The following is a 26,632-nucleotide window of genomic DNA, read 5'->3' as shown; positions in this document are numbered from 1 at the left end:
CCCCTACCACCGCACGCGGCCGTGACCGAGCCGGCCCGCCCTCTCACCGCACCGGTCACCGTCCCCAACGCACCGGAGCACCCGGCCAGCCCTTCACAAAGAGACGGGATGCGACGGCGTCGCCGTAAGCCTGCTTGGCTGATCGCCGGGGCGGCGATCGTGGCCGCCGGTGTGCTCTGGGGCATTGGCTACCTTTGGAGTACGACATGGTGATGCTGAGCCTGGAGACCCCGCCGCGACAGTCTCGACTGTCTTGGTACGCTCACCCCACCACAGTCGGGATGCCATTAACGAACGTGTCACCAGCCCCAAACGGCTCGCGCCACCAGCACTCACGTGTTTTCCAGCACCAGGGCTGCGGTTCTCTCGTCGTGCTCGCGGAGCATCCGTAGGACGGTGGCGGGTGAGGGGTGCTGTCCCTTCTTCGTGCCCGTGGTGATGACGAGCTGCTTGGCGATGTCGCGCAGGCTCATCTCCTGCTCGCGCAGGTGTACGGCCATGGACACCATGGGGTCGTCGGCGACACCGGCGCCGCCGATGGTCTTGCCCGCTTGCGGGCGGACTCGTGGCCTTCGAGGGTGCGGTCGCGGATGTACTCGCGCTCCATCCCGGACAGGGCGGCCAGCACGGTGAGCACCACGCCGGACGGGTCGTGCGAGCCCCGGAGTTCGCCGGTCAGGAACTCCAGACCGACATCGCTCGCCTTCAAGTCCTCGGCCAGCGCGGCGAGGTCGATGCCGCGACCGAGCCGCTTGTGCTCGTGGACCACGAGGGTGACCCGGGCCCCGGAGGCACGCAGCTCGCGGGCCAGCCCGACGACCTTGTCCAACTCGGGGCGCCGGGTGGCGCGAGTGGAGATCCTCTCCGAGAACACCCGGGGCACACCCGCCTCGGCGAGCGAGTCGAGTTGCGTATCGAGCGACTGCCGGGCGGTCGACGCCCGCGCGTACCCCAGACGGATGTGACCGACGGGTTCGGCGCCTGTGCCCGCCGGGCGGGGCAGTTCGGTCCAGGCGGAGCCGGGCTGACGGACGGCCGGGGTCGCCACCGCGAGGGCCTTGGCGAGTTTGGGCACGAGGCGGAACCGGGGCGGTGTGGTACTGGACCGCCACCCTGCCCCTTGCCGGTGCGGCACGGCGAGCCGGCCGGCGCCGCGCAGGTGGACATCGGGCAGTCGCGCGCTTCCACGCGCTTAGTCGTCACTCACAACCCGAACTGTTTCATGGGTGCGTTCAGACGTCGAATCGTTTGCAACGACTCATGAAACAGAGAACACGCAGGTCGAGCACAAGACGTCGGCGTGTTCCACAAGGCGGACACCTATGAAACGCGCCTGGCGGCTCCAACGGCCAGAGCATCACGCTCGGCTAGATGTCGGTTGGATCGCCGTTCGTCGGCGCCCCGACTACCGAGGACCGGCCGAGCCCAGGAACTCCGGGGTAACCTGCGCTTCTTCGACGGCGACCAGCGCGCCCTGCGTGACGCCGTCGCGGACGGCGGCGTCGACGTCGCCTACCGCGGTCTCAGCGCCACCGACACCGCCGAGCTCGACGAGGCGGCCCGCTCGGGGCGCGGCGAAGGACTCGAGGTCGTCGACGGGTCGAGCGCCGAGGCCCAGTACCTCGTGTTCAACGTCGACGCCCCGGTCACCGGCCGCCCCGGCGTGCGGCATGCCATCGCCTGGCTGCTCGACCGCACCGCTCTCACCAGGGACGTCTACCAGCGCACCGTCGAACCGCTCTACTCGGTCGTCCCCGCCGGGATCACCGCCACAACACCGCCCTACGACCTCTACGGCGACCAGCCTGACTGCTGGCGTGCCGAGGCCGCGCTGCGTGCCGAGGGCATCACGGAGCCCGTCCAGCTCACCCTGTGGGTCACCTCGGCGCGCTTCGGCCCCGACACCGAGGCCGCCTTCGAGCACATCGCCGCCCAGCTCGACGCCAACGGCCTGTTCGACGCCACCGTCCGCAGCGTCGACGCCGACGAGTTCGCGCGCGGCGTGGCCGACGGCGACTACGGCGCCTACGTGCGCGGCTGGGTGCCCGACTACCCGGACCCCGACAACCTCACCGAGCCCTTCTTCGGCCCCGACGACGTGCTGGCGGGCGGCTACCGCAGCGACCGGATCAGGAGCTCATCCCGCGCACCGAGCGCCAGCCGGACCGGGCGGAGACCGTCGACGACTACGGGGAGATCCAGGACATCGTGGCCGAGGAGTTGTCGCTGGTCCCGATCTAGCAGGGCAGGCAGTACGCCGTCGTCACGGAGAGCGTCAGCGGCTCCAGTGGTCCCTCGACGCCTCGGCCGTCTTCCGCTTCTGGGAGATCGGCACGATCACCTGACGGCTGCCGGCGGCCGGCCGCTACAGGCCCGGGCGCACCAGGCCGCTCTCGTACGCGTAGACCGCCGCCTGCACCCGGTCGCGCAGCCCCAGCTTGGTCAGCACGTGCCCCACATGGGTCTTGACCGTCGTCTCGCTGACGAACAGGTCGGCCGCGATCTCCGCGTTGGACAGACCGCGCGCCACCAGCTTCAGCACCTCGACCTCGCGCTCGGTCAACGTGCTCAGCGCGTCGGGCACCGGGGTCTCACCCGAGGGCAGCTTCTCCGCGTACATGTCGAGCAGCCGCCGCGTCACGCTGGGCGCGAGCATCGCCTCGCCGGCCGCCACCACCCGGATCGCCTGGACCAGCTCGGCCGCGGGCGCGTCCTTCAGCAGGAAGCCGCTGGCCCCGGCCCGCAGCGCCTCCACCACGTACTCGTCCAGGTCGAAGGTGGTCAGCACCAGCACCTTGACCGGCCCGTCCTTCGCGGGACCGGTGATCTGCCGCGTCGCCTCCACGCCGTCCATCCGCGGCATCCTGATGTCCATCAGCACCACGTCCGGCTGCAGCGCCCGCACCTGATCGAGCGCCTGCACGCCGTCGCCGGCCTCCCCGACCACGGCCACGTCGGGCTCCGCCTCGAGGATCATCCGGAAACCGGTGCGCAGCAGCGGCTGGTCGTCCACCAGCAGAACGCGGATCGGCATGGGCCACCCATCGTCGGCGTGAACCGGCCGGCGCCAGGCGACGCGACCGACGGCGCGACGCGCCGGGCACCATTCTCACTCACGGGCTCGGCTCGGCCGCGCCCGGCCGGGCCTGCTCGGGCAGCTCCACCGGCAACGCCGGCTGGATCATCAGCGGGTAGGGCGGGGGAGTGCCGCCGAACTCCGGGCAGCGCGCCTTGTGGTCGCACCAGTCGCAGAGCCGGGTCGGGTTCGGCCGCCAGTCCCCGGACTCGGTGGCCCGCCGGATCGCCTCCCACAGGGCGACCAACTTCCGCTCCACGCTCCGCAGATCGGACTCGTCGGGATCGTAGGTGAGCACCTCGCCGCTGCCCAGGTAGACCAGCTGCAACCGGCGCGGCACGGTGCCCCGCAGCCGCCACAGCACCAGCGCGTAGAACTTCATCTGGAACAGCGCCTCGTTCTCGAACCGCGGCCCGGGCGCCTTGCCTGTCTTGTAGTCCACGATCCGCACCTCGCCGGTCGGCGCCACGTCCACCCGGTCGATCACCCCGCGCAGCCGGAGGCCCGACTCCAGGCGGGTCTCCACGAACAACTCGCGCTCGGCCGGCTCCAGACGCCCCGGATCCTCCAGCGAGAACCAGCGCTCGACCAACGCCTCGGCCTCCGCGAGCCAGCCGGCGAGACGCTCCTCGTCCACCCCGGGCTCGTCCGGCCCCTCGGCGCGGAACAGGCCGGCCAACTCGGGCCGCTTGGCCAGCAGCCGCTCCCACTCCCGCACCACCATCGCCCGTGCCCTGGGCGCCACCCGCTGCCCGGGCGGCATGTCGAAGACCCGCTCCAGCACGGCGTGGACCACCGTGCCCCGGGTCGCGGCGGCGCTCGGTGCCTCCGGCAGTTTGTCGATCACCCGGAAGCGGTACAGCAGGGGACACTGCATGAAATCCGCGGCTCTCGACGGGGACAGTGAGTTGGGAGGCGTGGCGGTGGACCCAGTCATGGAGCGAACCCTACGGCGCGTCACTGACACGCGGGCGGCATACCATCGACGGCAGAGCCCGCGCGTGCGGACGATCGACCTGGCGACGGCCAACGCGCGCGAGGACACAAGGCAACGAGGGGATCTGGTGGGAGACTCGGAGACGGACCGGACACCGCGCGTCGAGGGCCAGCAGCCCGACGCCCGGGAGGCCAAGCGCCAGGAGGGCGCCGGCGGCGGGTTCCTGATGGGCAGGGTCCATGGCGTCCCGGTCTACGTGGCCCCCAGCTGGTTCCTGGTCGCCGCGCTCATCACCTGGTTCTTCGGCAACCAGCTCGACCGGGTGCTCCCCGAGCTCGGCGGCGGCCGCTACCTGGTCTCGCTCTTCTTCGCGGTGGCCTTCTACGCCTCGGTGCTCGTCCACGAGCTCGCCCACACGGTGGCCGCGCTCCGCTTCGACCTGCCGGTCCGCAGGATCCAGCTCCAGTTCTTCGGCGGCGTCTCCGAGATCGAGAAGGAGTCCCAGACCCCGGGGCGCGAGTTCGTGCTCGCCGGCGTCGGCCCGCTGCTCTCGCTGGTGCTCGCCGGCGTCTTCTACGTCGGCATGCTCCTCGTCGACTCCGACACCGTGCCCGGGGTGCTGCTCGCCGGTCTGATGATCTCCAACCTGATCGTCGCCGTCTTCAACCTGCTCCCCGGGCTCCCGCTGGACGGCGGCCGGATGTTGCGCGCCGTCGTCTGGAAGGTCTCGGGCAGCCCGATGACCGGCACCGTCGCCGCCGCCTGGACCGGCCGGGTGCTGGCCGTCGCCGTGCTGATCGGCTTCCCGCTCGCCACCCACCTGGGCTCGCCCGAGCGCGAGTCGTTCACCGGCCTCGAGACCCTCACCGACGCGCTGCTCGCCGCGATCCTCGCCGCGATCATCTGGACCGGCGCCGGCAACAGCCTGCGCATGGCCAGGCTCCGCGAGCGGCTGCCTCGGCTCAACGCCCGCGCCCTCACCCGCCGCGCCGTGCCGGTGACCGGCGAGACACCGCTCTCCGAGGCGTTGCGCCGGGCCAACGACGCGGGCGCCCGCGCCCTCGTGGTGGTCGACGGCCAGGGCACCCCGGTCTCCGTGGTCCGCGAGGCCGGCATCGCGGGCGTGCCCCAGCACCGCCGCCCCTGGGTGCCGGTCAGCACCCTCGCCCAGGACCTCACCGAGGGGATGCGGGTGCCGGCCGGGCTGACCGGCGAGGGCCTGCTCGACCACCTGCGCGCCACCCCCGCCACCGAGTACCTGGTGGTCGAGGAGACCGGCGAGATCTACGGCGTGCTCTCCACCAGCGACGTCGAGCGCGCCTTCATCGACGCCATGGCCCGCCCCGCCTCCTTGCCCGGCCGCCAGCCGGGCTCCTGAGCCGCCGTGGCCCCCGGACCACCCGACCGGTGGCCCACCCGCCCGAAGTACTAGGCTTGCCCGCATGTCCGAACCGACCGGTGCGGCCCGCCGTCGCGGGCCCTTCAAGGTCGGGGACCAGGTCCAGCTGACCGATCCCAAGGGACGCCACTACACCTTCACGCTCGAGGCGGGGAAGAGCTTCCACACCCACAAGGGTGCCTTCCCCCACGACGAGCTGATCGGCGCCCCAGAGGGCACGGTCGTGCGCACCACCGGGAACGTCGACTATCTCGCGCTGCGCCCCCTGCTCCCCGACTATGTCCTGTCCATGCCACGCGGTGCCGCCGTGGTCTACCCGAAGGACGCGGGCCAGATTCTGGCCATGGCCGACATCTTCCCCGGTGCCCGGGTCGTCGAGGCCGGCGTCGGCTCGGGCTCGCTGAGCACCTTCCTGCTGCGCGCCATCGGTGACCAGGGCATGCTCCACTCCTACGAGCGCCGCGAGGATTTCGCGCGGATCGCCCAGGAGAACGTCGCCCGCTATTTCGGCGGCCCGCATCCCGCCTGGCGGGTCACGGTCGGCGATCTCCAGGACCACCTCTCCGACACGGACGTGGACCGCGTCATCCTCGACATGCTCGCTCCCTGGGAGTGCCTGGACCCGGTCGCCAAGGCGCTGGTCCCCGGCGGGATCCTGTGCGCCTACGTGGCCACCACCACCCAGCTGGCCCGCACCGTGGAGACCATCCGCGAGCACGGCGCGTTCAACGAGCCCACCGCCTGGGAGACCATGGTCCGCACCTGGCACGTCGAGGGCCTGGCCGTCCGCCCCGACCACCGGATGATCGGCCACACCGGCTTCCTGCTCACCGCCCGCCGGCTCGCCGACGGCGTGGTCCCGCCGCGCCGTAGGCGCCGCCCGGCCCCCGGCGCCTACGGCGCCGACTACACGGGCCCCGGCGCACAGGGTGGTCGAGAGGACGTGGACCGCGGCTGACGGTCCTTCGGGAAGATGCACCCCCGCCGTTCACTCGGCGGGTGTCCTGTGGCACGATGCCGTGCACCTGCCGGCGGGCAGGGTCCGGCATCGTGTCCCCCCTCACGTCTTCTCCCCTGGAGTCCTCCGCGTGCTTCCGGCAGGCAACGCCCTTCCGCACACCCGCACCCGCCCCACCCACTGGTTCCTCACCGCGGCCGCGCTCGCCGTGGTGACCGGTGGCGCGGCCCTCATCGAGCCCGCCGGCGCCACCGCGCCCGCCGCGGCGCCCGCGCCGGGACCCGCTGCCGGGGACCCGGAGGAGAGCGGCGAGAACGAGGAGGGCGGCGGCGGGGAGGCCGCCGAGGAGCCGCTGGCACCGGTGGCGGCGCCCGATCCCGAGGCCGCCGAGTACCCGGTGGACTGCGGCCCGCTCGCCGTCGTCGTCACCGACCAGGTCGAGGTCGACGTGCAGGCGGACGGCCGGTCCGAGGCCGTCGCCGTGGTCCGCTGCGACGCCGGCTCCGGATCCCCGCCCAACGGCGTCTACCTGCTCACCGCGCCCGCCGAGGCCGACGCCCCGCCCACCGTGGCCGGCACCCTGGTCGACCCGACCGAGCGGATGACCGTCGAGCGGCTCGAGGTGCGCGGCTCAGACGTCGCCGTCCGGCTGCTTGGCTACTCCTCGCCCGACGTCCCGAGCTGCTGCCCCGACCTGAGTCGCGACATCACCTGGACCTGGCGCGACGGCCGCCTCGAACCGCACGCCGCGCCCGTCGACCCCGACAGCGTCTAGCCCCAATACCGGTGACTTTATGGCTCTCGAGAGCGCCGTAGGGCGACGTTTTCGCAGGTCAGACGCGCGAATCGACCCTTAAGTCACTGGCATTGCGTCTAGCCCACTACGCCGCGGCGTCCGGGCCGAACACCTCGGTCCTGTCCGCCACCCGGCGCACGTGGATACACTGGCCGGGACAGTCCTTCGCGGACTCCGCCACCTCACGCAAGAGCGGCAGGGGCACCCGGGCGGTCGCGCCCGGCTCGGTCAGCAGCTCGGCCTCCTGCCCGATGGGCGCCGGAGGCTTCACATAGGCCAGGCCGTCGATGTCGAGCTCGAACACCTCGGGCGCGTACTGGGCGCAGATCCCATCGCCGGTACAGAGGTCCTGGTCGATCCAGACCTCGAGCTCCTCCGCCGCCTCGTCCCGCACGGTCATCTGGCCTACCGTTCCTCGTGTACCCGCTCCGTGTCACCTGCGTCAAACTGCGTCAAAGGAAGCCTTCCCTGACGGGTGTTGACCACTTACGACCATACAGCGGGCCGCTTTCCGGCGGGGCGGGGTGGGTATTCCCCTGGCGTGAGGGAGTGCGCAAGGGTGAAGATCGGACACACCCCGACCGTCTTTTTGATCTAGGGGTTTCGAACTGCACCGGTCCAGGTAGGGTCTGGAAGCGTCCAGCTCCCCTTGGAGGAGGTGAGGACCGTGGTATCCCAGAACGACGACATGAACCGCGGCGACCGGCCCGGTCGAGGGTCCGAAGACCCGGCCCTGCGGGTGGCCGATCTCGAGCAGGAGATCACCGTCCTGCGCCGCAAGCTGGCCGACTCTCCGCGCCACACTCGGATTCTCGAGGAGCGGATCGTCGAGCTGCAGACCAACCTGGCGGGTGTCTCCGCGCAGAACGAGCGCCTGGCCAGCACCCTGCGCGAGGCCCGCGACCAGATCGTCGCCCTCAAGGAAGAGGTCGACCGGCTGGCGCAGCCACCCTCGGGTTTCGGCGTCTTCCTGCACGGCAACGAGGACGGCACCGCCGACATCTTCACCGGCGGCCGCAAGCTCCGGGTCAACGTCAGCCCCGGCATCGACCTCGACGACCTGCGGCGTGGCCAGGAGGTCATGCTCAACGAGGCGCTCAACATCGTCTCCGCGATGGAGTTCGAGCGGGCCGGCGACATCGTCACCCTCAAGGAGGTCCTCGAGGACGGCGAGCGCGCCCTGGTGGTCGGCCACACCGACGAGGAGCGCGTCGTCCGGCTCGCGGAGCCCCTGATGGACGTGACGCTCAGGGCCGGCGACGCCCTGCTGCTCGAGCCGCGCTCCGGCTACGTCTACGAGGTCGTGCCGAAGAGCGAGGTCGAGGAGCTGATCCTCGAAGAGGTCCCCGACATCGACTACACGCAGATCGGCGGGCTCGGCGGGCAGATCGAGCTCATCCGCGACGCGGTCGAGCTGCCCTACCTCTACCCCGACCTGTTCCGCGAGCACGAGCTGCGCCCGCCCAAGGGCGTCCTGCTCTACGGCCCGCCCGGATGCGGCAAGACCCTGATCGCCAAGGCCGTGGCGAACTCGCTGGCCAAGAAGGTCGCCGAGGTCACCGGCAAGCCCGCGGGGAAGAGCTTCTTCCTCAACATCAAGGGCCCCGAGCTGCTCAACAAGTACGTCGGCGAGACCGAGCGGCACATCAGGCTGGTCTTCCAGCGGGCCCGCGAGAAGGCGAGCGAGGGCGCGCCCGTCATCGTCTTCTTCGACGAGATGGACTCCCTCTTCCGCACCCGCGGCTCGGGCGTCAGCTCGGACGTCGAGAACACCATCGTCCCCCAGCTGCTCTCCGAGATCGACGGCGTGGAGGGCCTGGAGAACGTGATCGTCATCGGCGCCTCCAACCGGGAGGACATGATCGACCCGGCGATCCTGCGCCCTGGCCGGCTCGACGTGAAGATCAAGATCGAGCGCCCGGACGCCGAGGCCGCCAAGGACATCTTCTCCAAGTACCTCGCGCCGCGCCTGCCGCTGCACGCCGACGACCTCGGCGAGCACAACGGCAACGCGGACGCCACGGTCGCCGGAATGATCCAGACCGTGGTCGAGCAGATGTACGCGGAAACGGAGGAGAACCGCTTCCTCGAGGTGACCTACGCCAACGGCGACAAGGAAGTCCTCTACTTCAAGGACTTCAACTCCGGAGCCATGATCGAGAACATCGTGGACCGCGCCAAGAAAATGGCGATCAAGGATTTCCTCGACCACAACCAGAAGGGTCTGCGCGTCTCCCATCTCCTCGCCGCCTGCGTGGACGAGTTCAAGGAGAACGAGGACCTGCCGAACACCACCAACCCGGACGACTGGGCCCGCATCTCCGGAAAGAAGGGCGAGCGGATCGTCTTCATCCGCACCCTGGTCACCGGAAAGCAGGGCGGCGACACCGGTCGCTCCATCGACACGGTGGCGAACACCGGTCAATACCTGTAAGACGCGTACGACGCGTCGGCGTCCGGCTGCGGGGCACGCCACGGCGGCCCCGCAGCCGGACGTTTTCCCTCGGGGGCGCCCGCCGGGCGCCGTCACGTCAGTCCTAAGGAAACCCGCAGTGATCTCCTCACCGCAGCCCGTGTCGCCTAGGCTCGTAGGCAGCGACGGGTCGGTGCAGGACCGCCACCGGGCAAGGAGGGCCGCATGACTGTACGGCGAGTGATGGGCATCGAGACCGAGTACGGCGTGTCCGTCCCCGGCCACCCGAACGCCAACGCCATGCTCAGCTCCTCCCAGGTCGTCAACGCCTACGCGGCGGCGATGCACCGCGCCAGGCGCGCCCGCTGGGACTTCGAGGAGGAGAACCCGCTGCGCGACGCCAGGGGCTTCGACCTGGCCAGGGAGAACGCGGACGCCAGCCAGCTCACGGACGAGGACATCGGCCTGGCCAACGTCATCCTGACCAACGGCGCCCGGCTCTACGTCGACCACGCCCACCCCGAGTACAGCTCGCCCGAGACGACCAACCCGCTGGACGCGGTGCTGTGGGACAAGGCGGGGGAGCGGATCATGGCCGAGGCGGCCCGCCGGGCCGCCGAGGTGCCCGGCGCGCAGCCGATCATGCTCTACAAGAACAACAGCGACAACAAGGGCGCCTCCTACGGCACCCACGAGAACTACCTGATGAAGCGGGAGACGCCGTTCTCGGAGATCGTGCGCCACCTGACGCCGTTCTTCGTCTCCCGCCAGGTGGTCTGCGGCGCCGGCCGGGTCGGCATCGGCCAGGACGGCGGCGAGCACGGCTTCCAGCTGAGCCAGCGCGCCGACTACTTCGAGGTCGAGGTCGGGCTCGAGACCACGCTCAAGCGCCCCATCATCAACACCAGGGACGAGCCGCACGCGGACGCCGAGCGCTACCGCAGGCTGCACGTGATCATCGGCGACGCTAACCTGTCCGAGATCTCCACCTACCTCAAGCTGGGCACCACCGCGCTGGTGCTCTCCATGATCGAGGACGGCTTCATCGCCGTCGACCTGGCCGTCGACCAGCCCGTGCGCACCCTGCACCGGGTCAGCCACGACCCGTCGCTCAAGCAGCTCGTCACCCTGCGCAACGGCCGGACGCTCACCGCGGTGCAGCTCCAGATGCAGTACTACGAGCTGGCCAGGAAGTACGTCGAGGAGCGCTGGGGCGTCGACGCCGACCCGCAGACCGCCGACGTGCTCGCCCGTTGGGAGGACGTCCTCACCCGGCTCGAGAGTGACCCGATGAGCCTGTCGGGGCAGCTGGACTGGGTCACCAAGCGGGAGCTCATGGAGGGCTACCGGCGGCGCGACGGCCTCGGCTGGGAGAACGCCAGGCTCCACCTCGTGGACCTCCAGTACGCCGACGTCAGGCCCGACAAGGGCCTGTACAACCGCCTGGCGGCCCGGGGCCGGATCACCAGGCTGCTGGACGACGAGGACGTGCTGCGGGCCCAGGGCGCCCCGCCCGAGGACACCAGGGCCTACTTCAGGGGCCGCTGCCTCGACCAGTACGCGGACGACGTCGCCGCCGCCTCCTGGGACTCGGTGATCTTCGACCTCCCCGGCCGGGACTCGCTCCAGCGGGTGCCCACCATGGACCCGCTGCGCGGCACGAAGGAGCACGTCAAGGACCTGCTCGACCGCAGCGCCACCGCCGAGGACCTGGTCCGATCGCTCTCCGGAGGCTGATTCCCCGCTGATCAGGGAATCATGGAGATGGCCCCCGTGGACGATGTGGCGATCGGGGAGCCGATGTCGGTCCCGGCTAGTAGGGTCTGATCTTGATACGTCTGATACGTCGAATCTGAGCATGGGGTGAGGGAGATGGCGACCAAGGACACCGGCGGCGGCCAGCAGAAGTCGTCGCGCACCAGCGAGGAAACCGAGGAGCAGGCACCGGAGGCCGAGGTCTCCGAGGAGCTCAAGGAGCGGCAGGAAGCCCTCACGGACGACGTCGACTCCGTCCTGGACGAGATCGACGAGGTGCTGGAGTCCAACGCGGAGGACTTCGTGCGCAGCTTCGTCCAGAAGGGCGGCCAGTAGGCCGCGGCCACCGCGCCGCGAACTCCTCGCGGCCCGTGTGGATCATGAGTGTTTGACGGGTAGGGTCCGTGGCGTACCGCGCCGCTGCCCCGGCCGCTCCGCCGACCGGGGCAGCGGACCGTTCACGACCTGGAAGGAATCCTGTGGCAGCCAACTCCCATGACCAGGGGCGACTCCCGGCGGCCTTCCTGCGGCCGGGATCCTCCTCTTTCCTGGACTTCCTCTCCGACCACGCCCCCGAGCGGCTGCCGGGCAACCGCGTGCTGCCGCCCGTGGAGGGCGCCCTGGAGACGGTGCACGGCACCACCATCGTCTCCGCCGTTTTCGCCGGTGGGGTGGTGCTCGCCGGCGACCGGCGGGCCACCATGGGCAACATGATCGCCCAGCGGGACGTCCAGAAGGTCTTCCCGGCCGACGAGTACTCGGCGGTCGGCATCGCGGGCACCGCCGGGCTCGCCGTGGAGCTGGTCAAGCTGTTCCAGCTGGAGCTCGAGCACTTCGAGAAGGTCGAGGGCCACGTGCTCTCCCTCGAGGGCAAGGCCAACCGCCTGTCCACGATGATCCGCGGCAATCTGGGCATGGCCATGCAGGGCCTGGCCGTGGTCCCGCTGTTCGCCGGCTACGACCTGGAGCGCGGCAAGGGCCGGATCTTCTCCTACGACGTGACCGGCGGCCGCACCGAGGAGCTCGGCTTCGCCGCCGTCGGCTCAGGATCGATCTTCGCGCGCGGCTCGCTCAAGAAGCTGCACCGAGACGACCTCTCCGAGGAGCAGACGGTCACGGCCGTCGTGCAGGCGCTGTACGACGCCGCCGACGACGACTCGGCCACCGGCGGCCCCGATCTGACCCGGCGGATCTTCCCCATCGTCACGGTGATCACCGAGGATGGGTTCCGCAGGCTCTCCGAGGCGGACATCTCGGAGGTCGCCGGGACCGTGCTCGAGGGGCGCCTGCGGCTGCCCAACGGGCCCCAGGCACCGGTGCTCTAACCGTCCGGCGCGCCGGACCGCGTCCGGGGGCGCCGGGCAGACTGCCGTGAAGACTTCCGACGGACTTTGAAGGGACGAACGCCGGTGTCGACGCCGTTCTATGTCTCACCCCAGCAGGCCATGGCGGACCGCGCCGAGTACGCCCGCAAGGGCATCGCGCGCGGGCGCAGCCTGGTCGTGCTGCAGTACGCCGACGGCATCGTGTTCGTCGCCGAGAACCCCTCGCGCGCGCTGCACAAGGTGAGCGAGATCTACGACCGGATCGCCTTCGCGGCGACCGGCAAGTACAACGAGTACGAGAGCCTGCGCATCGGCGGCACCCGCTACGCCGACCTGCGCGGTTACACCTACGACCGGGCGGACGTCACCGCCCGCGGGCTCGCCAACCTCTACGCCCAGACCCTGGGCAACATCTTCTCCAGCGCGGCCGAGAAGCCCTACGAGGTCGAGCTGTTGGTCGCCGAGGTCGGCGAGACCCCGGTGGACGACGAGATCTACCGGCTGCCGCACGACGGATCGATCATCGACGAGCACGGCTCGGTCGCGGTCGGCGGCAACGCGGACCAGATCAGCAGCTACCTGAGCCAGCGCCACGAGGACGGCATGAGCCTGGGCGAGGCGCTGCGCCTCGCGGTCGAGGCGCTGTCCCGGGAGAGCAACGGCACCGAGCGGGCGCTGACCTCGGACCAGCTCGAGGTCGCGGTCCTCGACCGCACCAGGCCCCAGCAGCGGAAGTTCAAGCGGGTGCTCGGGGCGCAGCTCGCGCGCCTGCTCGAGGAGCCGGCCGGCGGCGAAGGCGCCGAGGAGGCCGAGGGCCAGGCGGAGGGCGGCGAGGAGTAGCCACCGCCCGCGTGGTTCTACGGCCCCGCCGCCGGCGGGCCCGTAGAACCACGCGGGACGAGCTCGACGGGCAGCACCGCGCTGGCGCACGGCTCGCCGCGCAGGGCGGTCAGCAACGCCCGCATGCCCGTCGCGCCGAGCTCCTCGGCCGGCAGCCGCACGGTCGTCAGCTCGGGCTCGAGCGCCGTCCCCAGCGTCAGGTCGTCGAAGCCGGTGACCGACACGTCCTCCGGGACGCGCAGCCCCAGCCGCCTGGCCGCCTTGTAGGCGCCCGCCGCCAGCAGGTCGTCGTCGCACACCAGGGCCGTGGGCCGGGGCCCGCCGGCGGTCAGCGCGCGCTCGGCGGCCCGCAGGCCGCCCTCGATGGTGAGCGGCGCCCGCTCGGTGGCCACCAACCCGGCCCCGGGCACCCCGGCCAGCCGGTCGGCCAGCTCCCTCGCCCGGACGGCGAAGGTCCAGGAGTCCACGTCCGCCGCCAGGTGGCAGAACCGGCGGTGGCCGAGCGCCAGCAGATGCCCGGCGACCAGCCGCATCGCCTCGGCGATGTCCGGATTGACGGTGCCGGCCGCGGCGCCCCGCCCTGGCTCGCTGTCCAGCATCACCAACGGCAGCCCCTCCCCGCTCAGCGCCCCCAGGGCCTCGGCGGCCATCGACGACGCGAGCACGCCGGCCAGCGAGGCGCTGGCCGAGGCGAACGGGTCGCGGGCCGGCAGGACGACCTCGGGGGAGTGGTAGAGCACGAGGCCGACGTCCTCCTCGCCGGCCACCCGGGCGGCGCCCGCGTGCACCCGCGCGAAGAACTCGTTGGTGAGCGCAGGCACCACGATCAGCACCGTCCTGCTGCGGCCGAGCCGCAGGCTCCGGGCGGCGAGGTTGGGCCGGTACGCGAGCTCGCGCGCCGCGGCGCGCACCGCCTCCACCCGCGCCGGCGACACCCGGCCGCGCCAGCGGTCGCCGAGCACCAGCGAGACCGTGGCCTGGGAGACCCCGGCCCGCCGCGCCACGTCCCGGCTGGTCGGCCGGTTCGACCTCCCCGTGCTCTCGCTCACCCGCCGCGCTCCCGCTCACATCCGACCGGGACCCACTCTCCCGGAGTGCCGCAATCGTACGTACACTCAGGGGCGTTATACGTAACACGTGCGGAGGGTGCGGGCATGGCCATGGGATATCTGGAGCTGCTGCGGGCACGCCACGTGGCCTGGCTGCTCGTCGGCACGCTGGTCGGCCGGCTCCCCAACGCCACCGCGGGGCTCGGCATCGTGCTGTTCATCCGCGCGGAGGGCGGCGGCTACTCGCTGGCCGGCGCCCTGGCCGCCGCCTACGGCGTGGCCAACGCCGTGGGACAGCCGCTGCTCGGTCGGCTCGTCGACCTGCGCGGGCAGCCGCGCGTGCTGCTGCCCGCGGCGGTGCTCTCCGCCCTCGGCATGGCGCTGCTCGCCGCCGCCGGCACGGAACCGGTCGCCCTCGCCTTCGCCGGCGCCCTGCTCGCCGGCCTCGCCACCCCGCCGCTCGAGGGCGCCCTGCGCGCCCTGTGGCCCAGCGTGCTCTCCGGCGAGGGCCGGGTGCAGCGGGCCTACGCCCTCGACGCGGTGGCCCAGGAGGTGATGTTCACGGCGGGGCCGCTGGTCCTCACGCTGGTGGTCGCGCTCTGGTCGGAGCCCGCGGCGCTGCTGGTGATCAACGTCCTCGGGCTGCTCGGCGCGTTGGCCGTGGCGGCCTCCGGGCCCTCGAGGCGCTGGCGCGGGGCCCGGCGCGAGGCGCACTGGCTCGGCGCACTGCGCTCGCGGGGGCTGCTCGCGCTGCTCGGTGGCTTCTTCTTCGTGGGGGTGGCCCTCGGCTCGGTATCGGTGGCCGCCGTCGCCTACGCGGACGCCCGCGGCGACGAGTTGGTCGCCAGCTACCTGCTCTCCGCGCTGAGCGCCGGCGCCCTGGTCGGCGGGCTCGGTTACGGCGCCGTCGCCTGGTCCGGCGCCCCCGAACCCAGGCTGCGGCTGCTGCTCGCCGGGCTGGCCCTCGGCTACCTGCCGTTGGCCCTGGCGCCGGCCTCTGTGCCGCTGATGACCCTGCTCGCCGGGCTCGCGGGACTCTTCCTCGCCCCGGCCCTGGCCTGCTCCTTCGTCGTCATCGACCGGCAGGCCCCGGTGGGGACGGTCACCGAGGCGTTCTCGTGGCTGGTCACCATGTTCGGGGTCGGCGCCGCCATCGGGCAGGCCGTGGTCGGCCCGGTGATCGAATGGGGCGCGGAGTCCGCCGGGTTCGGCGTCACCGCGGCCGCCGGCGTCCTGGCGCTCCTCATGACCACCGCCACCCGGCGCGTTCTCGCAGCTCCCACGGGTTTCCCGAATCGGGGCGGCGGCCCGGCGGAATCGCAAAATGATCGAAACGCCGCACTCGAACCCGGTTTCAGAACCGGGCATCAGGCGTAATGTTCACTCATGGATCGCCGAATCTTCGGGCTGGAGAACGAGTACGGCGTCACCTGCACGTTCCGAGGCCAGCGCCGGCTGTCCCCGGACGAGGTGGCCCGCTACCTCTTCCGCCGAGTCGTGTCCTGGGGGCGCAGCAGCAACGTTTTCCTGCGCAACGGCGCACGGCTGTATCTGGATGTCGGTTCGCACCCCGAGTACGCGACTCCGGAGTGCGACAACGTCGTCGAGCTCGTCACGCACGACAAGGCGGGTGAGCGCATCCTCGAGGGTCTGCTCGTCGACGCCGAGCGCCGGCTGCACGAGGAGGGCATCGCCGGCGACGTCTACCTGTTCAAGAACAACACCGACTCCGCCGGCAACTCCTACGGCTGCCACGAGAACTACCTGGTGGCCAGGCACGGGGAGTTCTCCCGGCTGGCCGACGTGCTGATCCCGTTCCTCGTCACCCGCCAGCTGATCTGCGGCGCGGGCAAGGTGCTCCAGACGCCGCGCGGCGCCGTGTTCTGCGTCAGCCAGCGCGCGGAGCACATTTGGGAGGGGGTGAGCTCGGCCACCACCAGGTCCCGGCCCATCATCAACACACGCGACGAGCCGCACGCCGACGCCGAGCGCTACCGCCGGCTGCACGTCATCGTCGGCGACTCCAACATGTCCGAGACGACCATGCTGCTCAAGGTCGGGGCCACCGACCTGGTGCTGCGCATGATCGAGGCCGGCACGGTGATGCGCGACCTGACCCTGGAGAACCCGATCCGGGCCATCCGCGAGGTCAGCCACGACATCACGGGCCAGCGCAAGGTGCGACTGGCCACCGGGCGCGAGGCGTCGGCCCTCGAGATCCAGCAGGAGTACTACGAGAAGGCGCTGGACTTCTGCGAGCGGCGCGGCATGCGCACCGGGCTGACCGAGCAGGTCCTCGAGCTGTGGGGCCGCGCCCTGGAGTCCATCCGCAGCCAGGAGCTCGACAAGATCAACACCGAGATCGACTGGGTGATGAAGTACCAGCTGATCGAGCGCTACCGGGCCAAGCACAACCTGACCATGTCGCACCCCAGGGTCGCGCAGATAGACCTCGCCTACCACGACATCCACCGCCGCCGCGGCCTGTACTACCTGCTGGAGCGCAAGGGCCAGGCCCAGCGGATCTGCAACGACCTGAAGATCTTCCAGGGCAAGTCGGTGCCCCCGCAGACCACCAGGGCCCGGCTGCGCGGGGACTTCATCCGCCGCGCCCAGGAGCAGCGCCGGGACTTCACGGTGGACTGGGTGCACCTGAAGCTGAACGACCAGGCGCAGCGCACGGTGCTGTGCAAGGACCCGTTCCGGTCGGTTGACGAGCGGGTGGAGAAGCTGATCGCGGGGATGTGACCGGCGCGCGTCGGGGCGGACCGCCCGGGCGGTGTCGCCGGAGGCCGTAGGGTGGGGTGGGACCAGCGGGTCCCGCCCCGACCGTGCCTACCCGAGTTGGACTCATGATCCCCACCAGCAAGCGAGCGCGCCGCTTCGTCGCGGTGCTGGCCGTCCCGGCCATCCTGTTGCCCGTGGCCGCCTGTGGCTCAGAGGACGAGGCCGGATCCTCGTCGGGGGCGAGCGGTCCGGCCGCCACCGTGTCGGGCCGGCCCGGCGAGCAGCCCGAGATCACCGTCGACGAGGACGCGGCCGTCGCGGACGAGATCGTGTCCCAGGTGATCGACCAGGGTGACGGCGCCGAGGTGCAGGAGGGGGACTTCGTTCGGGTGAACGTGGTCGGCCGCACCATCCAGGGCGACATGGAGCTGATCAACACCTGGAAGAGCGCCACCGGCGAGGAGCCGGCCACCGAGGAGGAGGGGCCGCGGCCGCAGGTCATCGTCCAGGCCGGCACCGAGTCCGCGCTCCCCGCCGCCGCCACCGAGCCGCTGATCGGCCAGCCCGTGGGCAGCCGGATCCAGGTCGAGGGGAACTCCGTCGACATGCTGGGCGCCGCGGCCCAGCAGGGCGGCATCCGCGAGGACGACGGGATCGTGTGGGTCTTCGACATCGCCGGCGCGGCCAGCGTCGACCCGGAGGCGGCCGCCGAGGGCGAGCAGGCCGCGGTCGAGGAGGGCATGCCCGAGGTCGAGGCCCAGGCCGGGGAGCCCGCGACCATCACCGTCCCCGAGGGGCAGGACCCGCCGACCGAGCTGCGGGAGCAGGTGCTGATCGAGGGCGAGGGACCCGAGGTCACCGAGGGCCAGGCGTTGATCGTGCAGTACACCGGCGTCATCTGGGACAGCGGCGAGCAGTTCGACACGTCCTGGGACCGGGAGAGCGCCTCCGCCTTCCAGATCGGCATTGGACAGGTCGTCCAGGGCTGGGACCAGGGCCTGGTCGGCAAGCGCGTCGGCGACCGCGTGCTGCTGGTGATCCCGCCCGACCTGGGCTACGGCTCCGAGGAGCGCGGCGGCATCCCCGCCGACTCCACGCTGGTCTTCGTCGTCGACATCGTCGGCGCGGCGTAGCAGCCACCGCGCGTGCCCGAGCGGCCGGTGCGCACGCCCCGGCCGCTCGTTCACGTCTGAGCGCGGTTTTCCCTAGCAAAGGCCCGATGGAGGGGTATTCACGTGAACATCGACAAGCCCGAGGTCGACTTTCCGGGTGGCGAGCCGCCGGCCGACCTGGAGATCAAGGACATCTGGGAGGGCGACGGACCGGTCGCCCAGGCCGGTGCCAAGGTCTCCGTGCACTACGTGGGCGTCTCCTTCAGCACCGGTGAGGAGTTCGACGCCAGCTGGAACCGCGGCGCGCCGTTGACCTTCCAGCTTGGCGCCGGCCAGGTCATTCCAGGCTGGGACCGAGGCGTGCAGGGCATGCGCGTCGGCGGACGCCGGCAGCTGATCATCCCGCCGCACCTGGCCTACGGCGACGCCGGGGCGGGGGGCGGCCGGATCGCGCCGGGTGAGACGCTGATCTTCGTCTGCGACCTGGTCTCGGTCTGATCCCCACAGGCGGTACCGTGGGCCCATCCCCGAACGGACCATCGCGGTCCAAACCCGGGATGGGCCCACGGTGTTGAAGAGGGAGGGCGGCGCTTCCATGGCGATTGCCAAGGCCGAGCGACTGATGAACCTGGCGCTGTGCCTGCTCGGCAGCGGCCGGCCGCTGAGCAAGCGCGACCTCCGCTCCTCCATCGAGGCCTACCTGGAGGTCGGTTCGGAGGATGCCTTCAACCGCATGTTCGAGCGCGACAAGGACGACCTGCGCGAGCTCGGCATGGTGATCGAGACGGTCGAGAGCATCGACGGCGAGGTCGGCTACGTCGCCCGCCGCGACCGCAACCAGCTGCCGCCGGTCACGCTCGACGCCGAGGAGGCCGCCGCGCTCGGCCTCGCCGCCCGAGTCTGGCAGCAGGCCAGGCTGGCCGGCGCAGCCAGCGGCGCGCTGCAGAAGCTCCGTGCGGCCGGGATGCCGCTGGCCGCCGAGGAGGGCGAGGCGTACGGGGCCCTCGAGCCCCGGGTGCCGGCCGGCGAGGCCGCCTTCGAGCCGCTGATGCTCGCCTGCCGCGACCGCCGCCCGGTCACCTTCGACTACCGCAAGTCCAACGCGGCGCGTGCCGAGACCCGGCAGGTCGAGCCGTGGGCCCTGGAGTGCTGGCGCGGGCACTGGTACCTGGCCGGCTGGGACCGGGACCGCGGCGCCGAGCGGGTCTTTCGGCTCTCCCGGATCACCGGCCGGGTCAGGTCGCGTTCCGGCGCCTTCACGGCCGCCGTGCCCGACCAGGTGGCGGTGCGCGGCAGCGTGGCCCGCTGGGCGGGCGAGGAGGCCACCGGGCAGGCCAGGATCAGGCTGCGCGCCGGCGCTGGCTACCCGCTGCGGGCCCGGGCGAGCCGGGTGACGGCGGGGGCCGCGGGGCCCGACTGGGACGAGCTCGAGATTCCCTACGGCCACGGCCTCGGAGCGTGGCTGGCCGAGTTCGGACCCGACGTGATCGTGCTCGAGCCCGCCGAGCTGCGGGCCGACGTGGTGGACCGGCTGCGCGCGGTCGCCAAGGGCTAGGGCAGCAAGGGCAAGGGCTTAGGGAGAGGCACTGACAATGGCGACCACCGCCATCGACCGGACCAGGCGGATGCTGTCCCTGGTCACCTATCTCCGCGAGCGCCCGGGCGCCCGGGTCGAGGAGGTGGCGCGGGCGTTCGGGATCACCGAGGAGGAGCTGATCTCCGACCTCCAGGTGCTGCCCATGTGCGGCACCAGCTTCCGCGGCGGCGACCTGCTCGACATCGACACAGACGGCGAGCACATCTGGTGGTACAACGCGGAGGCCGTGGGCTCAGGTACCGGCCAGCCGTTGCGGCTCGCCGCCGACGAGGCCACGGCTCTGCTGGTCGCGGCCCGCGCGGTGGCGACGCTGCCGGGGCTGCGCGACGGCGACCGCGACGCCCTGCTGCGCGCCACGGCCAAGCTGGAGGCGGCCGCGGGCGAGAGCGCGGGCGCCAGCTCCCGGCTCTCGGTCACCTTCGAGGCCGAGGGTGGCGTCTTCGCCGACGTCGACCGGGCCATAACGGAGCGTCGCAGGCTCCGGATCCGCTACTACTCGCCGGGCAGGGACGAACTCACCGACCGGGAGATCGACCCGATCCGGCTGTTCGCGGTCGGCCACACCTACGTCGAGGCGTGGTGCCGGCGTTCCGAGGCCCGGCGCACCTTCCGGCTCGACCGGGTGGCCAGGATCGAACTGCTCGACACCCCGGCCGACCCGCCGCCCGTCGAGCCGCGCGACCTGAGCGAGGGCCTGGTGCAGCCGGCCCCCACCGACCCCGAGGTGGTCGTCGAGGTGGGACCGGGCGGTCGCTGGGTCGCCGAGTACTACCCGCACGACACCGCTGAGGAGCTGCCGGACGGCGGTTTGCGGGTGGCCCTGCGCACCCCCGACCCGGCCACGCTGCGCCGGCTCGCGCTGCGCCTTGGCGGTGACGGCCGGATCGTCTCCCCGCCCGAGCTGGCCGACAGCGCCAGGCGCGCCGCCAGAGACGCGCTGGCGCTCTACGAGGAGATCGGGGAGGCGGCCTAGGTGTTCTGGCCGATGTTCCAGCTCGCGCTGGCCTTTCTCGGGGTCGCGGTGCTCGGGGTGCTCGCGGTTCTGGTGGGGGTGGAGGTGCGCAGGTTCGCGAGGGCCGTGGGGGACGGCGCGGAGCGGATCAGCCGGGCCGCCGACGACCTGGAGCGGGCCGCCGCGCCCCTGGCCACCAGGGGCGGAGCGTTCAGACGCGGTGACGGGGCGCCCGGCGGACGACAATAGGTTGTCGCGCGGGCATTGATTCGAGTTCACCCTCCCGCGTTAAGATTGCCGCACGTGCGGGAGCGTCAGAAAATGTCCGCGTCCGGCACGGCAAGGCTTCAGGAAGAAGCTCTTTCCCGAAACAAGAAGGTAGACGGAGAAGATTATGGGCTCGCTCTCGGTATGGCATCTCCTCGTCGTCTTCCTCGTCGTCGTGCTCGTCTTCGGATCGAAGCGCCTCCCGGACACCGCACGGTCGCTGGGCAAGTCGCTGCGCATCCTCAAGAGCGAGACCCAGGCCATGAAGAACGAGGGCCGCACCGACACCGCCGGTGCCGACGCGAGCACGTCCGAGCCGCAGCCCGCCCCGCGGACGATCCAGGCGGCCCCCGGTGACGTGGCCAGCTCGCGCCCCGTCGAGGAGCCCGGGCGTTCGACGCAGGCCTGACGCCGTCGGCGGCAGTGAAGGCAGGACTGAGGTCAGGCGGCCGGCGCGTTCGGCTGCCCTACGAGACGAGGACGTGGGGTGCCCAAGGCCGCACAGAAGAAGGTGAAGGACCCCGAGGGGCGGATGCCGCTCACCGAGCACCTGCGTGAGCTGCGCAACCGGCTCGGGATCTCGGTGGCGGCGATCCTGGTCGTCACCATCGGGACTCTGGTGTTCGCCAAGGACATCATGGACTTCCTCACCGCCCCGGTCCCGCTCTGCGACGACCAGCAGGACCCGGACGCCGCTGCCCACCGCTGCGCCGTGCTCGCGCAGAACGGCCTGACCTCGCCGTTCGCCACCTACTTCCGGGTCTCCCTGCTCGTCGGCGTGATCGCCGCCTCGCCGATCTGGCTCTACCAGTTCTGGGCCTTCATCGCGCCGGGGCTCCACCGGAACGAGAAGAAGTACAGCCGGGCCGTGGTCAGCGTCGGCGTTCCACTCTTCCTGGCCGGTTGCTACTTCGCCTACTGGCTGCTGCCGCGCGCCATCCCGGTGCTGCTGAGCTTCAGCGCCAACGACGCGACCAACTTCGTGTCCGTCGAGGAGGTCCTGGACATCACCGTCCGGCTGGCGCTGGCCTTCGGGCTCTCCTTCGAGCTGCCGCTGGTGCTGGTGATGCTCAACATCGGCGGCGTGCTCTCGGGCAAGAGGATGCTCAGCTGGTGGCGCTGGATGGTGGTCGCCATCGCGGTCTTCGCGGCCGCGATCACCCCGACCGACCTGATGTCCATGATCGCGCTGCAGGTGCCGGTCACCGCCCTCTACTTCATCGCCTGCGGCATCGCGCTCTTCAACGACCGGCGCCGGCGGCGGAAGGACGAGGAGGCCGAGCTGGCGGACGACGAGGCCTCGCCGCTCGACCTCACCCCGGCGACCATCGAGGCGCCCGAGCGGGTCACCTCCGGCTCCCTCGACGACAACCCGCCCCGGCTGAACGGCTTCGACGACGCCACCTGAGCGGCCCTCGGCGGCGGTCGGGCGGCGGCCTCCGGGCCGCACCCGAGCGGCCGTAAAAGATCACCATCCTGTCAGAGGCGGCCGGTAGGCTCGTAACCACAATGACCGATGAAATGTCCCCCGCCGAGCGCTACGCCGCGGCTCGGCGGCGCGCCGCCGAGCAGGCCGGTGCCCTCGGGCCGTTCCGCGAGATGTACGACTTCGATCTCGACGCGTTCCAGATCGAGGCATGCCAGGCCCTGGAGGCCGGGAAGGGCGTGCTCGTAGCCGCCCCCACCGGCTCGGGGAAGACGATCGTGGGGGAGTTCGCCGTCCACCTGGCGCTCGCCCAGGGGCGGAAGTGCTTCTACACCACGCCGATCAAGGCCCTGTCGAACCAGAAGTACACGGACCTGGTCAGGCGCTACGGCGCCGACCGGGTCGGGCTGCTCACCGGTGACAACAGCGTGAACTCGGACGCTCCGGTGGTCGTGATGACCACCGAGGTCCTGCGGAACATGCTGTACGCGGGCTCCCAGGCGCTGATCGGCCTCGGCTACGTGGTGATGGACGAGGTGCACTACCTCTCGGACCGCTTCCGCGGCGCGGTCTGGGAGGAGGTGATCATCCACCTGCCGGAGTCCGTCACGCTGGTCTCGCTCTCCGCCACCGTCTCGAACGCCGAGGAGTTCGGTGACTGGCTGGACACGGTACGTGGCGACACTCGGGTGATCGTCTCGGAGCACCGTCCGGTGCCGCTGTGGCAGCACGTGCTGGCCGGCCGGCGGATGTACGACCTGTTCGAGGAGTCGGAGCAGAAGCGCGAGGTCAACCCGGACCTGCTGCGGGTGGCGCGGCTGGAGAACACCCGCACGTGGGGCGCCAGGGACCGCGACCGCAACGGTCGGGACCGGCGGCGGGCGGCCGACCGGGAGCGGGAGCGCAGACACCGCTCGCGGGTGTACACGCCGAGCCGGGTCGAGGTCATCGACCGGCTCGACGCCGAGGGGCTGCTGCCCGCCATCACCTTCATCTTCAGCCGCGCGGGTTGCGAGGCCGCCGTCCAGCAGTGCCTGCACGCCGGGCTGCGGCTCAACGACGCGCCGGCCAGGGCCCGGGTGCGGGAGATCGTGGAGCGCCGCACGGCGGCCATCCCCGACGAGGACCTGCACGTCCTCGGGTACTTCGAGTGGCTGGAGGGCCTGGAGCGCGGCATCGCGGCCCACCACGCCGGCATGCTGCCGACGTTCAAGGAGATCGTCGAGGAACTGTTCGTCCGGGGCCTGGTCAAGGCGGTCTTCGCCACCGAGACGCTGGCGCTCGGCATCAACATGCCGGCCCGCTCCGTGGTGCTCGAGAAGCTGGTCAAGTGGAACGGCGAGCAGCACGCGGACATCACCCCAGGCGAGTACACGCAGCTCACCGGCCGGGCCGGGCGGCGCGGCATCGACGTCGAGGGGCACGCGGTCGTGCTGTGGCAGCGCGGCATGGACCCGGCGCACGTCGCCGGGCTCGCCGGCACCCGCACCTATCCGCTGCGCTCCTCGTTCAAGCCCTCGTACAACATGGCGGTCAACCTGGTCGGCCAGTTCGGCCGGCACCGCTCGCGCGAGCTGCTCGAGACGTCCTTCGCGCAGTTCCAGGCCGACCGGGCGGTGGTGGGCATCTCGCGCCAGGTCCAGCGCAACGAGCGGGGCCTGGCCGGCTACCGCGAGGCGATGACCTGCCACCTGGGGGACTTCCAGGAGTACGCGCGGCTGCGGCACCGGCTCAAGGAGCGGGAGACCGAGCTGGCCAGGCAGGGCGTGGCCCAGCGGCGGGCCGCGGCGGCCAGCGCGCTCGAGCAACTGCGGCCCGGGGACATCATCCACGTGCCGACCGGCAAGTTCGCCGGCCTCGCGCTGGTGCTCGACCCGGGCGTCCCGGCCGGCCGCAGCCCGGGGCACCGCGGCTTCGAGCACCACGACGGGCCGCGCCCGCTGGTGCTCACCGCCGAGCGGCAGGTCAAGCGGCTCGCCTCGATCGACTTCCCCGTGCCGGTCGAGCCGTTCGACCGGATGCGGATCCCCAAGTCCTTCAACCCGCGGAGCCCGCAGTCCCGGCGCGACCTGGCCTCCGCGCTGCGCTCCAAGGCCGGCCACCACGAGCCGCGCCGGCACCGCAGGCAGCGGGCCACGGCCGCGGACGACGCCGAGATCGGGCGGCTGCGCACGGCCATCCGCGCCCACCCCTGCCACGGCTGCGACGAGCGGGAGGACCACGCGCGGTGGGCCGAGCGCTACCACCGCCTGGAGCGGGACAACCGCGCGCTCGAGCGGCGGATCGAGGGCCGCACCAACACCATCGCCAGGACCTTCGACCAGGTCTGCGCGCTGCTGACCGAGCTCGACTACCTGCGCGAGGACGAGGTGACCGAGCACGGCAAGCGCCTCGGTCGGCTCTACGGCGAGCTCGACCTGCTGGCCAGCGAGTGCCTGCGGGACGGCGTCTGGGAAGGGCTCGGCCCTGAGGAGCTCGCGGCCTGCGCCTCGGCCCTCGTCTACGAGGCGCGCTCGGCGGACGACGCGCCGGCGCCCGAGCTGCCCGGCGGCCGGGCCCGCCAGGCCCTGGGGGAGATGGTCAGGATCTGGGGCCGGCTCGACGCGCTCGAGGAGGAGCACCGGGTCAGCCAGGCCACCGGCGTCGGTCAGCGCGAGCCCGACCTGGGCTTCGCGATGCCGGTCTTCCGGTGGGCCCACGGGCTCGGCCTCGACGAGGTGTTGCGGGACGCCGACATGCCGGCCGGGGACTTCGTCCGCTGGTCCAAGCAGGTGATCGACGTGCTCGGTCAGATCGCCGCCGCCGCCCCGCCGCACGGCACGGTGCCGTCGAACGCCCGCAAGGCGGTCGACGCGCTGTTGCGCGGGGTGGTGGCGTACAGCTCGGTGGGGTGACGCGAGCCGCTCAGCGCTTGAGCGCGTCGAGCAGCCGGGTCAGCGAGCCGCCGAGTCCCCACCGGGCGGCGAGAGCCGCCAGGGCCTCCGGATCGCGCGGCGCGGCGGGCAGCGAGGGGTCGTGCGCCGGCAGCCTCAGGTCGGTGACCACCCGGACGACCCGGGGCGCCACGGCGAGGTACTCGCCGGCCTCGGCGAGCCGCCTGCGCTGGGCGGGGGTGAGGGCGGTGCGCGGGTCGTCGACGGCGGCGAGGACGCCGGCCAGGTCACCGAACCGGTCGAGCAGCCGGGCGGCGGTCTTCTCGCCGATGCCCGGCACCCCGGGCAGTCCGTCGCTCGGGTCGCCGCGCAGCACGGCCAGGTCGGCGTAGCCCGGCCCGTCCACGCCGTACTTCTCGCGCAGCGCCGCCCCGTCGAAGCCGGTCAGGTTGCTCATGCCCTTGACCGGGTAGAGGACGCGCACGCCCCGCGTGTCGTCGATCAGCTGGAAGAGGTCGCGGTCGCCGGTGACGATGTCGACCGGGCCGGCCGAGTGGGCCGCCAGGGTGCCGATGACGTCGTCGGCCTCGTGCTCGGGGACGCCGACGCGGGCGATGCCGAGCGCGTCGAGCACGGCGTCGATGACCGGGACCTGCGGCGAGAGGGTGTCGGGCACGGTCTCGGTGTCCGGTCCCGCGGTGTGTTCCTCGGCCACCCGGTGGGCCTTGTAGCCGGGGATCAGCGCGACCCGCCAGGCGGGCCGCCAGTCCGCGTCCAGGCAGGCCACCAGGTCGTCGGGGCGGTGGTCGGCGACCAGCCGGGCGATGAAGTCGAGCAGGCCGCGGACGGCGTTGACGGGGGTGCCGTCCGGGGCCCGGACGGACTCCGGCACGCCGAAGTAGGCACGAAAGTAGAGCGAGGCCGTGTCGAGCAGCATGATTCGTCTGGTCACACACCGGATCATGCCGTAGGGAGCGGGTGAGGGCTCCGTCCCCCCGTGCAAAAATATTCGTTTGGTATGCTAAGTATTGACGCGTTCTTTACGCGTGTCTCAACGCATCAGACGCTCTCTTGACCGAGCCGTCCGGACGCCATGGAGGAACCATTCACTCGCTGACGCCCGCCCGACC

Annotated in this window: 26 protein-coding genes; 18 read left to right on the top strand and 8 right to left on the bottom strand. The window is 71.8% G+C overall.

Annotation, left to right across the window (positions count from 1 at the left end; genetic code table 11):
- Window positions 1-332: 332 nt before the first annotated feature.
- The 5 genes from E1265_RS38925 to E1265_RS12750 form a co-directional block, all read right to left on the bottom strand.
- Window positions 333-500, bottom strand: a complete 168-nt coding sequence (locus E1265_RS38925; protein ID WP_243740734.1) for a hypothetical protein — start codon at window positions 498-500, stop codon at window positions 333-335.
- Window positions 470-1,075, bottom strand: coding sequence for a recombinase family protein (locus tag E1265_RS12765; protein WP_243740733.1), 606 nt, complete (start codon window positions 1,073-1,075; stop codon window positions 470-472). Before E1265_RS12765 ends, E1265_RS38925 begins: the two co-directional genes overlap by 31 nt.
- Before the next feature lie 330 nt (window positions 1,076-1,405).
- Window positions 1,406-1,924, bottom strand: a complete 519-nt coding sequence (locus tag E1265_RS38920) for a hypothetical protein (protein WP_243740732.1) — start codon at window positions 1,922-1,924, stop codon at window positions 1,406-1,408.
- Between the two features lie 441 nt (window positions 1,925-2,365).
- Window positions 2,366-3,034: a response regulator transcription factor gene (locus E1265_RS12755; protein WP_132930416.1), complete on the bottom strand. Its 669-nt coding sequence runs from the start codon at window positions 3,032-3,034 to the stop codon at window positions 2,366-2,368.
- A 79-nt stretch (window positions 3,035-3,113) separates the two neighbouring features.
- A complete protein-coding gene (locus E1265_RS12750) occupies window positions 3,114-4,013 on the bottom strand; it encodes a PD-(D/E)XK nuclease family protein (RefSeq protein ID WP_132930415.1) in 900 nt (299 codons plus the stop codon).
- Between E1265_RS12750 and E1265_RS12745 the strand changes: the two genes are divergently transcribed.
- The 3 genes from E1265_RS12745 (at window position 3,952) to E1265_RS12735 (ending at window position 7,145) form a co-directional block, all read left to right on the top strand.
- Window positions 3,952-5,391: a site-2 protease family protein gene (locus E1265_RS12745; protein WP_243740731.1), complete on the top strand. Its 1,440-nt coding sequence runs from the start codon at window positions 3,952-3,954 to the stop codon at window positions 5,389-5,391. The genes E1265_RS12750 and E1265_RS12745 overlap by 62 nt on opposite strands.
- Window positions 5,392-5,455: 64 nt before the next feature.
- Entirely contained in the window at window positions 5,456-6,370 is a 915-nt protein-coding gene (locus E1265_RS12740; RefSeq protein WP_132930414.1) for a tRNA (adenine-N1)-methyltransferase, read from the top strand.
- A 130-nt stretch (window positions 6,371-6,500) separates the two neighbouring features.
- Window positions 6,501-7,145, top strand: coding sequence for a hypothetical protein (locus E1265_RS12735; RefSeq protein WP_132930413.1), 645 nt, complete (start codon window positions 6,501-6,503; stop codon window positions 7,143-7,145).
- A gap of 106 nt (window positions 7,146-7,251) precedes the next feature.
- Here E1265_RS12735 and E1265_RS12730 read toward each other — a convergent pair whose 3' ends face one another.
- A complete protein-coding gene (locus E1265_RS12730; protein WP_132930412.1) occupies window positions 7,252-7,566 on the bottom strand; it encodes a ferredoxin in 315 nt (104 codons plus the stop codon).
- A gap of 267 nt (window positions 7,567-7,833) precedes the next feature.
- Here E1265_RS12730 and arc point away from each other — a divergent pair, with 267 nt between their 5' ends.
- The 5 genes from arc to prcA all read left to right on the top strand — a co-directional run bounded on the left by arc (window position 7,834) and on the right by prcA (window position 13,499).
- The gene (gene arc, locus E1265_RS12725; RefSeq protein ID WP_132930411.1) at window positions 7,834-9,600 is read left to right on the top strand and encodes a proteasome ATPase; all 1,767 of its coding nucleotides are present in this window, start codon (window positions 7,834-7,836) and stop codon (window positions 9,598-9,600) included.
- 204 nt (window positions 9,601-9,804) lie between these two features.
- The gene (dop, locus tag E1265_RS12720) at window positions 9,805-11,316 is read left to right on the top strand and encodes a depupylase/deamidase Dop (protein ID WP_132930410.1); all 1,512 of its coding nucleotides are present in this window, start codon (window positions 9,805-9,807) and stop codon (window positions 11,314-11,316) included.
- A 135-nt stretch (window positions 11,317-11,451) separates the two neighbouring features.
- Window positions 11,452-11,670: a ubiquitin-like protein Pup gene (locus E1265_RS12715; protein WP_132930409.1), complete on the top strand. Its 219-nt coding sequence runs from the start codon at window positions 11,452-11,454 to the stop codon at window positions 11,668-11,670.
- Window positions 11,671-11,813: 143 nt separating this feature from the next.
- Window positions 11,814-12,659, top strand: a complete 846-nt coding sequence (gene prcB, locus E1265_RS12710) for a proteasome subunit beta (protein ID WP_132930408.1) — start codon at window positions 11,814-11,816, stop codon at window positions 12,657-12,659.
- Between the two features lie 84 nt (window positions 12,660-12,743).
- Entirely contained in the window at window positions 12,744-13,499 is a 756-nt protein-coding gene (gene prcA / locus E1265_RS12705) for a proteasome subunit alpha (protein ID WP_132930407.1), read from the top strand.
- 17 nt (window positions 13,500-13,516) lie between these two features.
- Here prcA and E1265_RS12700 read toward each other — a convergent pair whose 3' ends face one another.
- The gene (locus tag E1265_RS12700; protein ID WP_243740730.1) at window positions 13,517-14,548 is read right to left on the bottom strand and encodes a LacI family DNA-binding transcriptional regulator; all 1,032 of its coding nucleotides are present in this window, start codon (window positions 14,546-14,548) and stop codon (window positions 13,517-13,519) included.
- Window positions 14,549-14,653: 105 nt separating this feature from the next.
- Between E1265_RS12700 and E1265_RS12695 the strand changes: the two genes are divergently transcribed.
- The 10 genes from E1265_RS12695 to E1265_RS12650 all read left to right on the top strand — a co-directional run bounded on the left by E1265_RS12695 (window position 14,654) and on the right by E1265_RS12650 (window position 25,523).
- Window positions 14,654-15,925: an MFS transporter gene (locus tag E1265_RS12695; RefSeq protein ID WP_132930406.1), complete on the top strand. Its 1,272-nt coding sequence runs from the start codon at window positions 14,654-14,656 to the stop codon at window positions 15,923-15,925.
- Window positions 15,926-15,934: 9 nt separating this feature from the next.
- Window positions 15,935-17,296 (top strand): Pup--protein ligase, encoded by a 1,362-nt coding sequence (gene pafA, locus E1265_RS12690; RefSeq protein WP_132930405.1) that lies wholly within the window; start codon window positions 15,935-15,937, stop codon window positions 17,294-17,296.
- 104 nt (window positions 17,297-17,400) lie between these two features.
- On the top strand, window positions 17,401-18,408 hold the full coding sequence (locus tag E1265_RS12685; RefSeq protein ID WP_132930404.1) for an FKBP-type peptidyl-prolyl cis-trans isomerase: 1,008 nt from the start codon (window positions 17,401-17,403) through the stop codon (window positions 18,406-18,408).
- 102 nt (window positions 18,409-18,510) lie between these two features.
- Entirely contained in the window at window positions 18,511-18,885 is a 375-nt protein-coding gene (locus E1265_RS12680; protein WP_132930403.1) for an FKBP-type peptidyl-prolyl cis-trans isomerase, read from the top strand.
- Between the two features lie 97 nt (window positions 18,886-18,982).
- Window positions 18,983-19,942, top strand: a complete 960-nt coding sequence (locus tag E1265_RS12675) for a WYL domain-containing protein (protein ID WP_132930402.1) — start codon at window positions 18,983-18,985, stop codon at window positions 19,940-19,942.
- Between the two features lie 37 nt (window positions 19,943-19,979).
- On the top strand, window positions 19,980-20,957 hold the full coding sequence (locus tag E1265_RS12670; RefSeq protein WP_132930401.1) for a WYL domain-containing protein: 978 nt from the start codon (window positions 19,980-19,982) through the stop codon (window positions 20,955-20,957).
- Window positions 20,958-21,185: a hypothetical protein gene (locus E1265_RS12665; RefSeq protein ID WP_132930400.1), complete on the top strand. Its 228-nt coding sequence runs from the start codon at window positions 20,958-20,960 to the stop codon at window positions 21,183-21,185.
- A gap of 145 nt (window positions 21,186-21,330) precedes the next feature.
- Window positions 21,331-21,612 (top strand): Sec-independent protein translocase subunit TatA, encoded by a 282-nt coding sequence (gene tatA, locus E1265_RS12660; RefSeq protein WP_132930399.1) that lies wholly within the window; start codon window positions 21,331-21,333, stop codon window positions 21,610-21,612.
- 78 nt (window positions 21,613-21,690) lie between these two features.
- Window positions 21,691-22,611, top strand: a complete 921-nt coding sequence (gene tatC / locus E1265_RS12655; protein ID WP_132930398.1) for a twin-arginine translocase subunit TatC — start codon at window positions 21,691-21,693, stop codon at window positions 22,609-22,611.
- Between the two features lie 101 nt (window positions 22,612-22,712).
- Window positions 22,713-25,523 (top strand): DEAD/DEAH box helicase, encoded by a 2,811-nt coding sequence (locus tag E1265_RS12650; protein WP_132930397.1) that lies wholly within the window; start codon window positions 22,713-22,715, stop codon window positions 25,521-25,523.
- A gap of 10 nt (window positions 25,524-25,533) precedes the next feature.
- On the opposite strand, the gene E1265_RS12645 is transcribed toward E1265_RS12650, so the two are convergent.
- Window positions 25,534-26,439, bottom strand: coding sequence for a 5'-3' exonuclease (locus tag E1265_RS12645; protein ID WP_132930417.1), 906 nt, complete (start codon window positions 26,437-26,439; stop codon window positions 25,534-25,536).
- Window positions 26,440-26,632: the final 193 nt, after the last annotated feature.

This window comes from Streptomyces sp. 8K308, assembly GCF_004348315.1.
GTDB lineage: Bacteria > Actinomycetota > Actinomycetes > Streptomycetales > Streptomycetaceae > Streptomyces.
Note: the sequence above shows the minus strand (reverse complement) of the source record. Positions and strands in the feature narration are given on the sequence as shown.

Excerpts from the sequence above, each read along its gene's own strand:
- E1265_RS38925 (WP_243740734.1), bottom strand. The coding sequence starts at position 500 with ATGGCCGTACACCTGCGCGAGCAGGAGATGAGCCTGCGCGACATCGCC.
- E1265_RS12755 (WP_132930416.1), bottom strand. The coding sequence starts at position 3,034 with ATGCCGATCCGCGTTCTGCTGGTGGACGACCAGCCGCTGCTGCGCACC.
- E1265_RS12745 (WP_243740731.1), top strand. The coding sequence starts at position 3,952 with ATGAAATCCGCGGCTCTCGACGGGGACAGTGAGTTGGGAGGCGTGGCG.
- E1265_RS12750 (WP_132930415.1), bottom strand. The coding sequence starts at position 4,013 with ATGACTGGGTCCACCGCCACGCCTCCCAACTCACTGTCCCCGTCGAGA.
- E1265_RS12740 (WP_132930414.1), top strand. The coding sequence starts at position 5,456 with ATGTCCGAACCGACCGGTGCGGCCCGCCGTCGCGGGCCCTTCAAGGTC.
- E1265_RS12730 (WP_132930412.1), bottom strand. The coding sequence starts at position 7,566 with ATGACCGTGCGGGACGAGGCGGCGGAGGAGCTCGAGGTCTGGATCGAC.
- dop (WP_132930410.1), top strand. The coding sequence starts at position 9,805 with ATGACTGTACGGCGAGTGATGGGCATCGAGACCGAGTACGGCGTGTCC.
- E1265_RS12715 (WP_132930409.1), top strand. The coding sequence starts at position 11,452 with ATGGCGACCAAGGACACCGGCGGCGGCCAGCAGAAGTCGTCGCGCACC.
- E1265_RS12695 (WP_132930406.1), top strand. The coding sequence starts at position 14,654 with ATGGCCATGGGATATCTGGAGCTGCTGCGGGCACGCCACGTGGCCTGG.
- pafA (WP_132930405.1), top strand. The coding sequence starts at position 15,935 with ATGGATCGCCGAATCTTCGGGCTGGAGAACGAGTACGGCGTCACCTGC.
- E1265_RS12685 (WP_132930404.1), top strand. The coding sequence starts at position 17,401 with ATGATCCCCACCAGCAAGCGAGCGCGCCGCTTCGTCGCGGTGCTGGCC.
- E1265_RS12675 (WP_132930402.1), top strand. The coding sequence starts at position 18,983 with ATGGCGATTGCCAAGGCCGAGCGACTGATGAACCTGGCGCTGTGCCTG.
- E1265_RS12670 (WP_132930401.1), top strand. The coding sequence starts at position 19,980 with ATGGCGACCACCGCCATCGACCGGACCAGGCGGATGCTGTCCCTGGTC.
- tatA (WP_132930399.1), top strand. The coding sequence starts at position 21,331 with ATGGGCTCGCTCTCGGTATGGCATCTCCTCGTCGTCTTCCTCGTCGTC.
- E1265_RS12650 (WP_132930397.1), top strand. The coding sequence starts at position 22,713 with ATGACCGATGAAATGTCCCCCGCCGAGCGCTACGCCGCGGCTCGGCGG.
- E1265_RS12645 (WP_132930417.1), bottom strand. The coding sequence starts at position 26,439 with ATGCTGCTCGACACGGCCTCGCTCTACTTTCGTGCCTACTTCGGCGTG.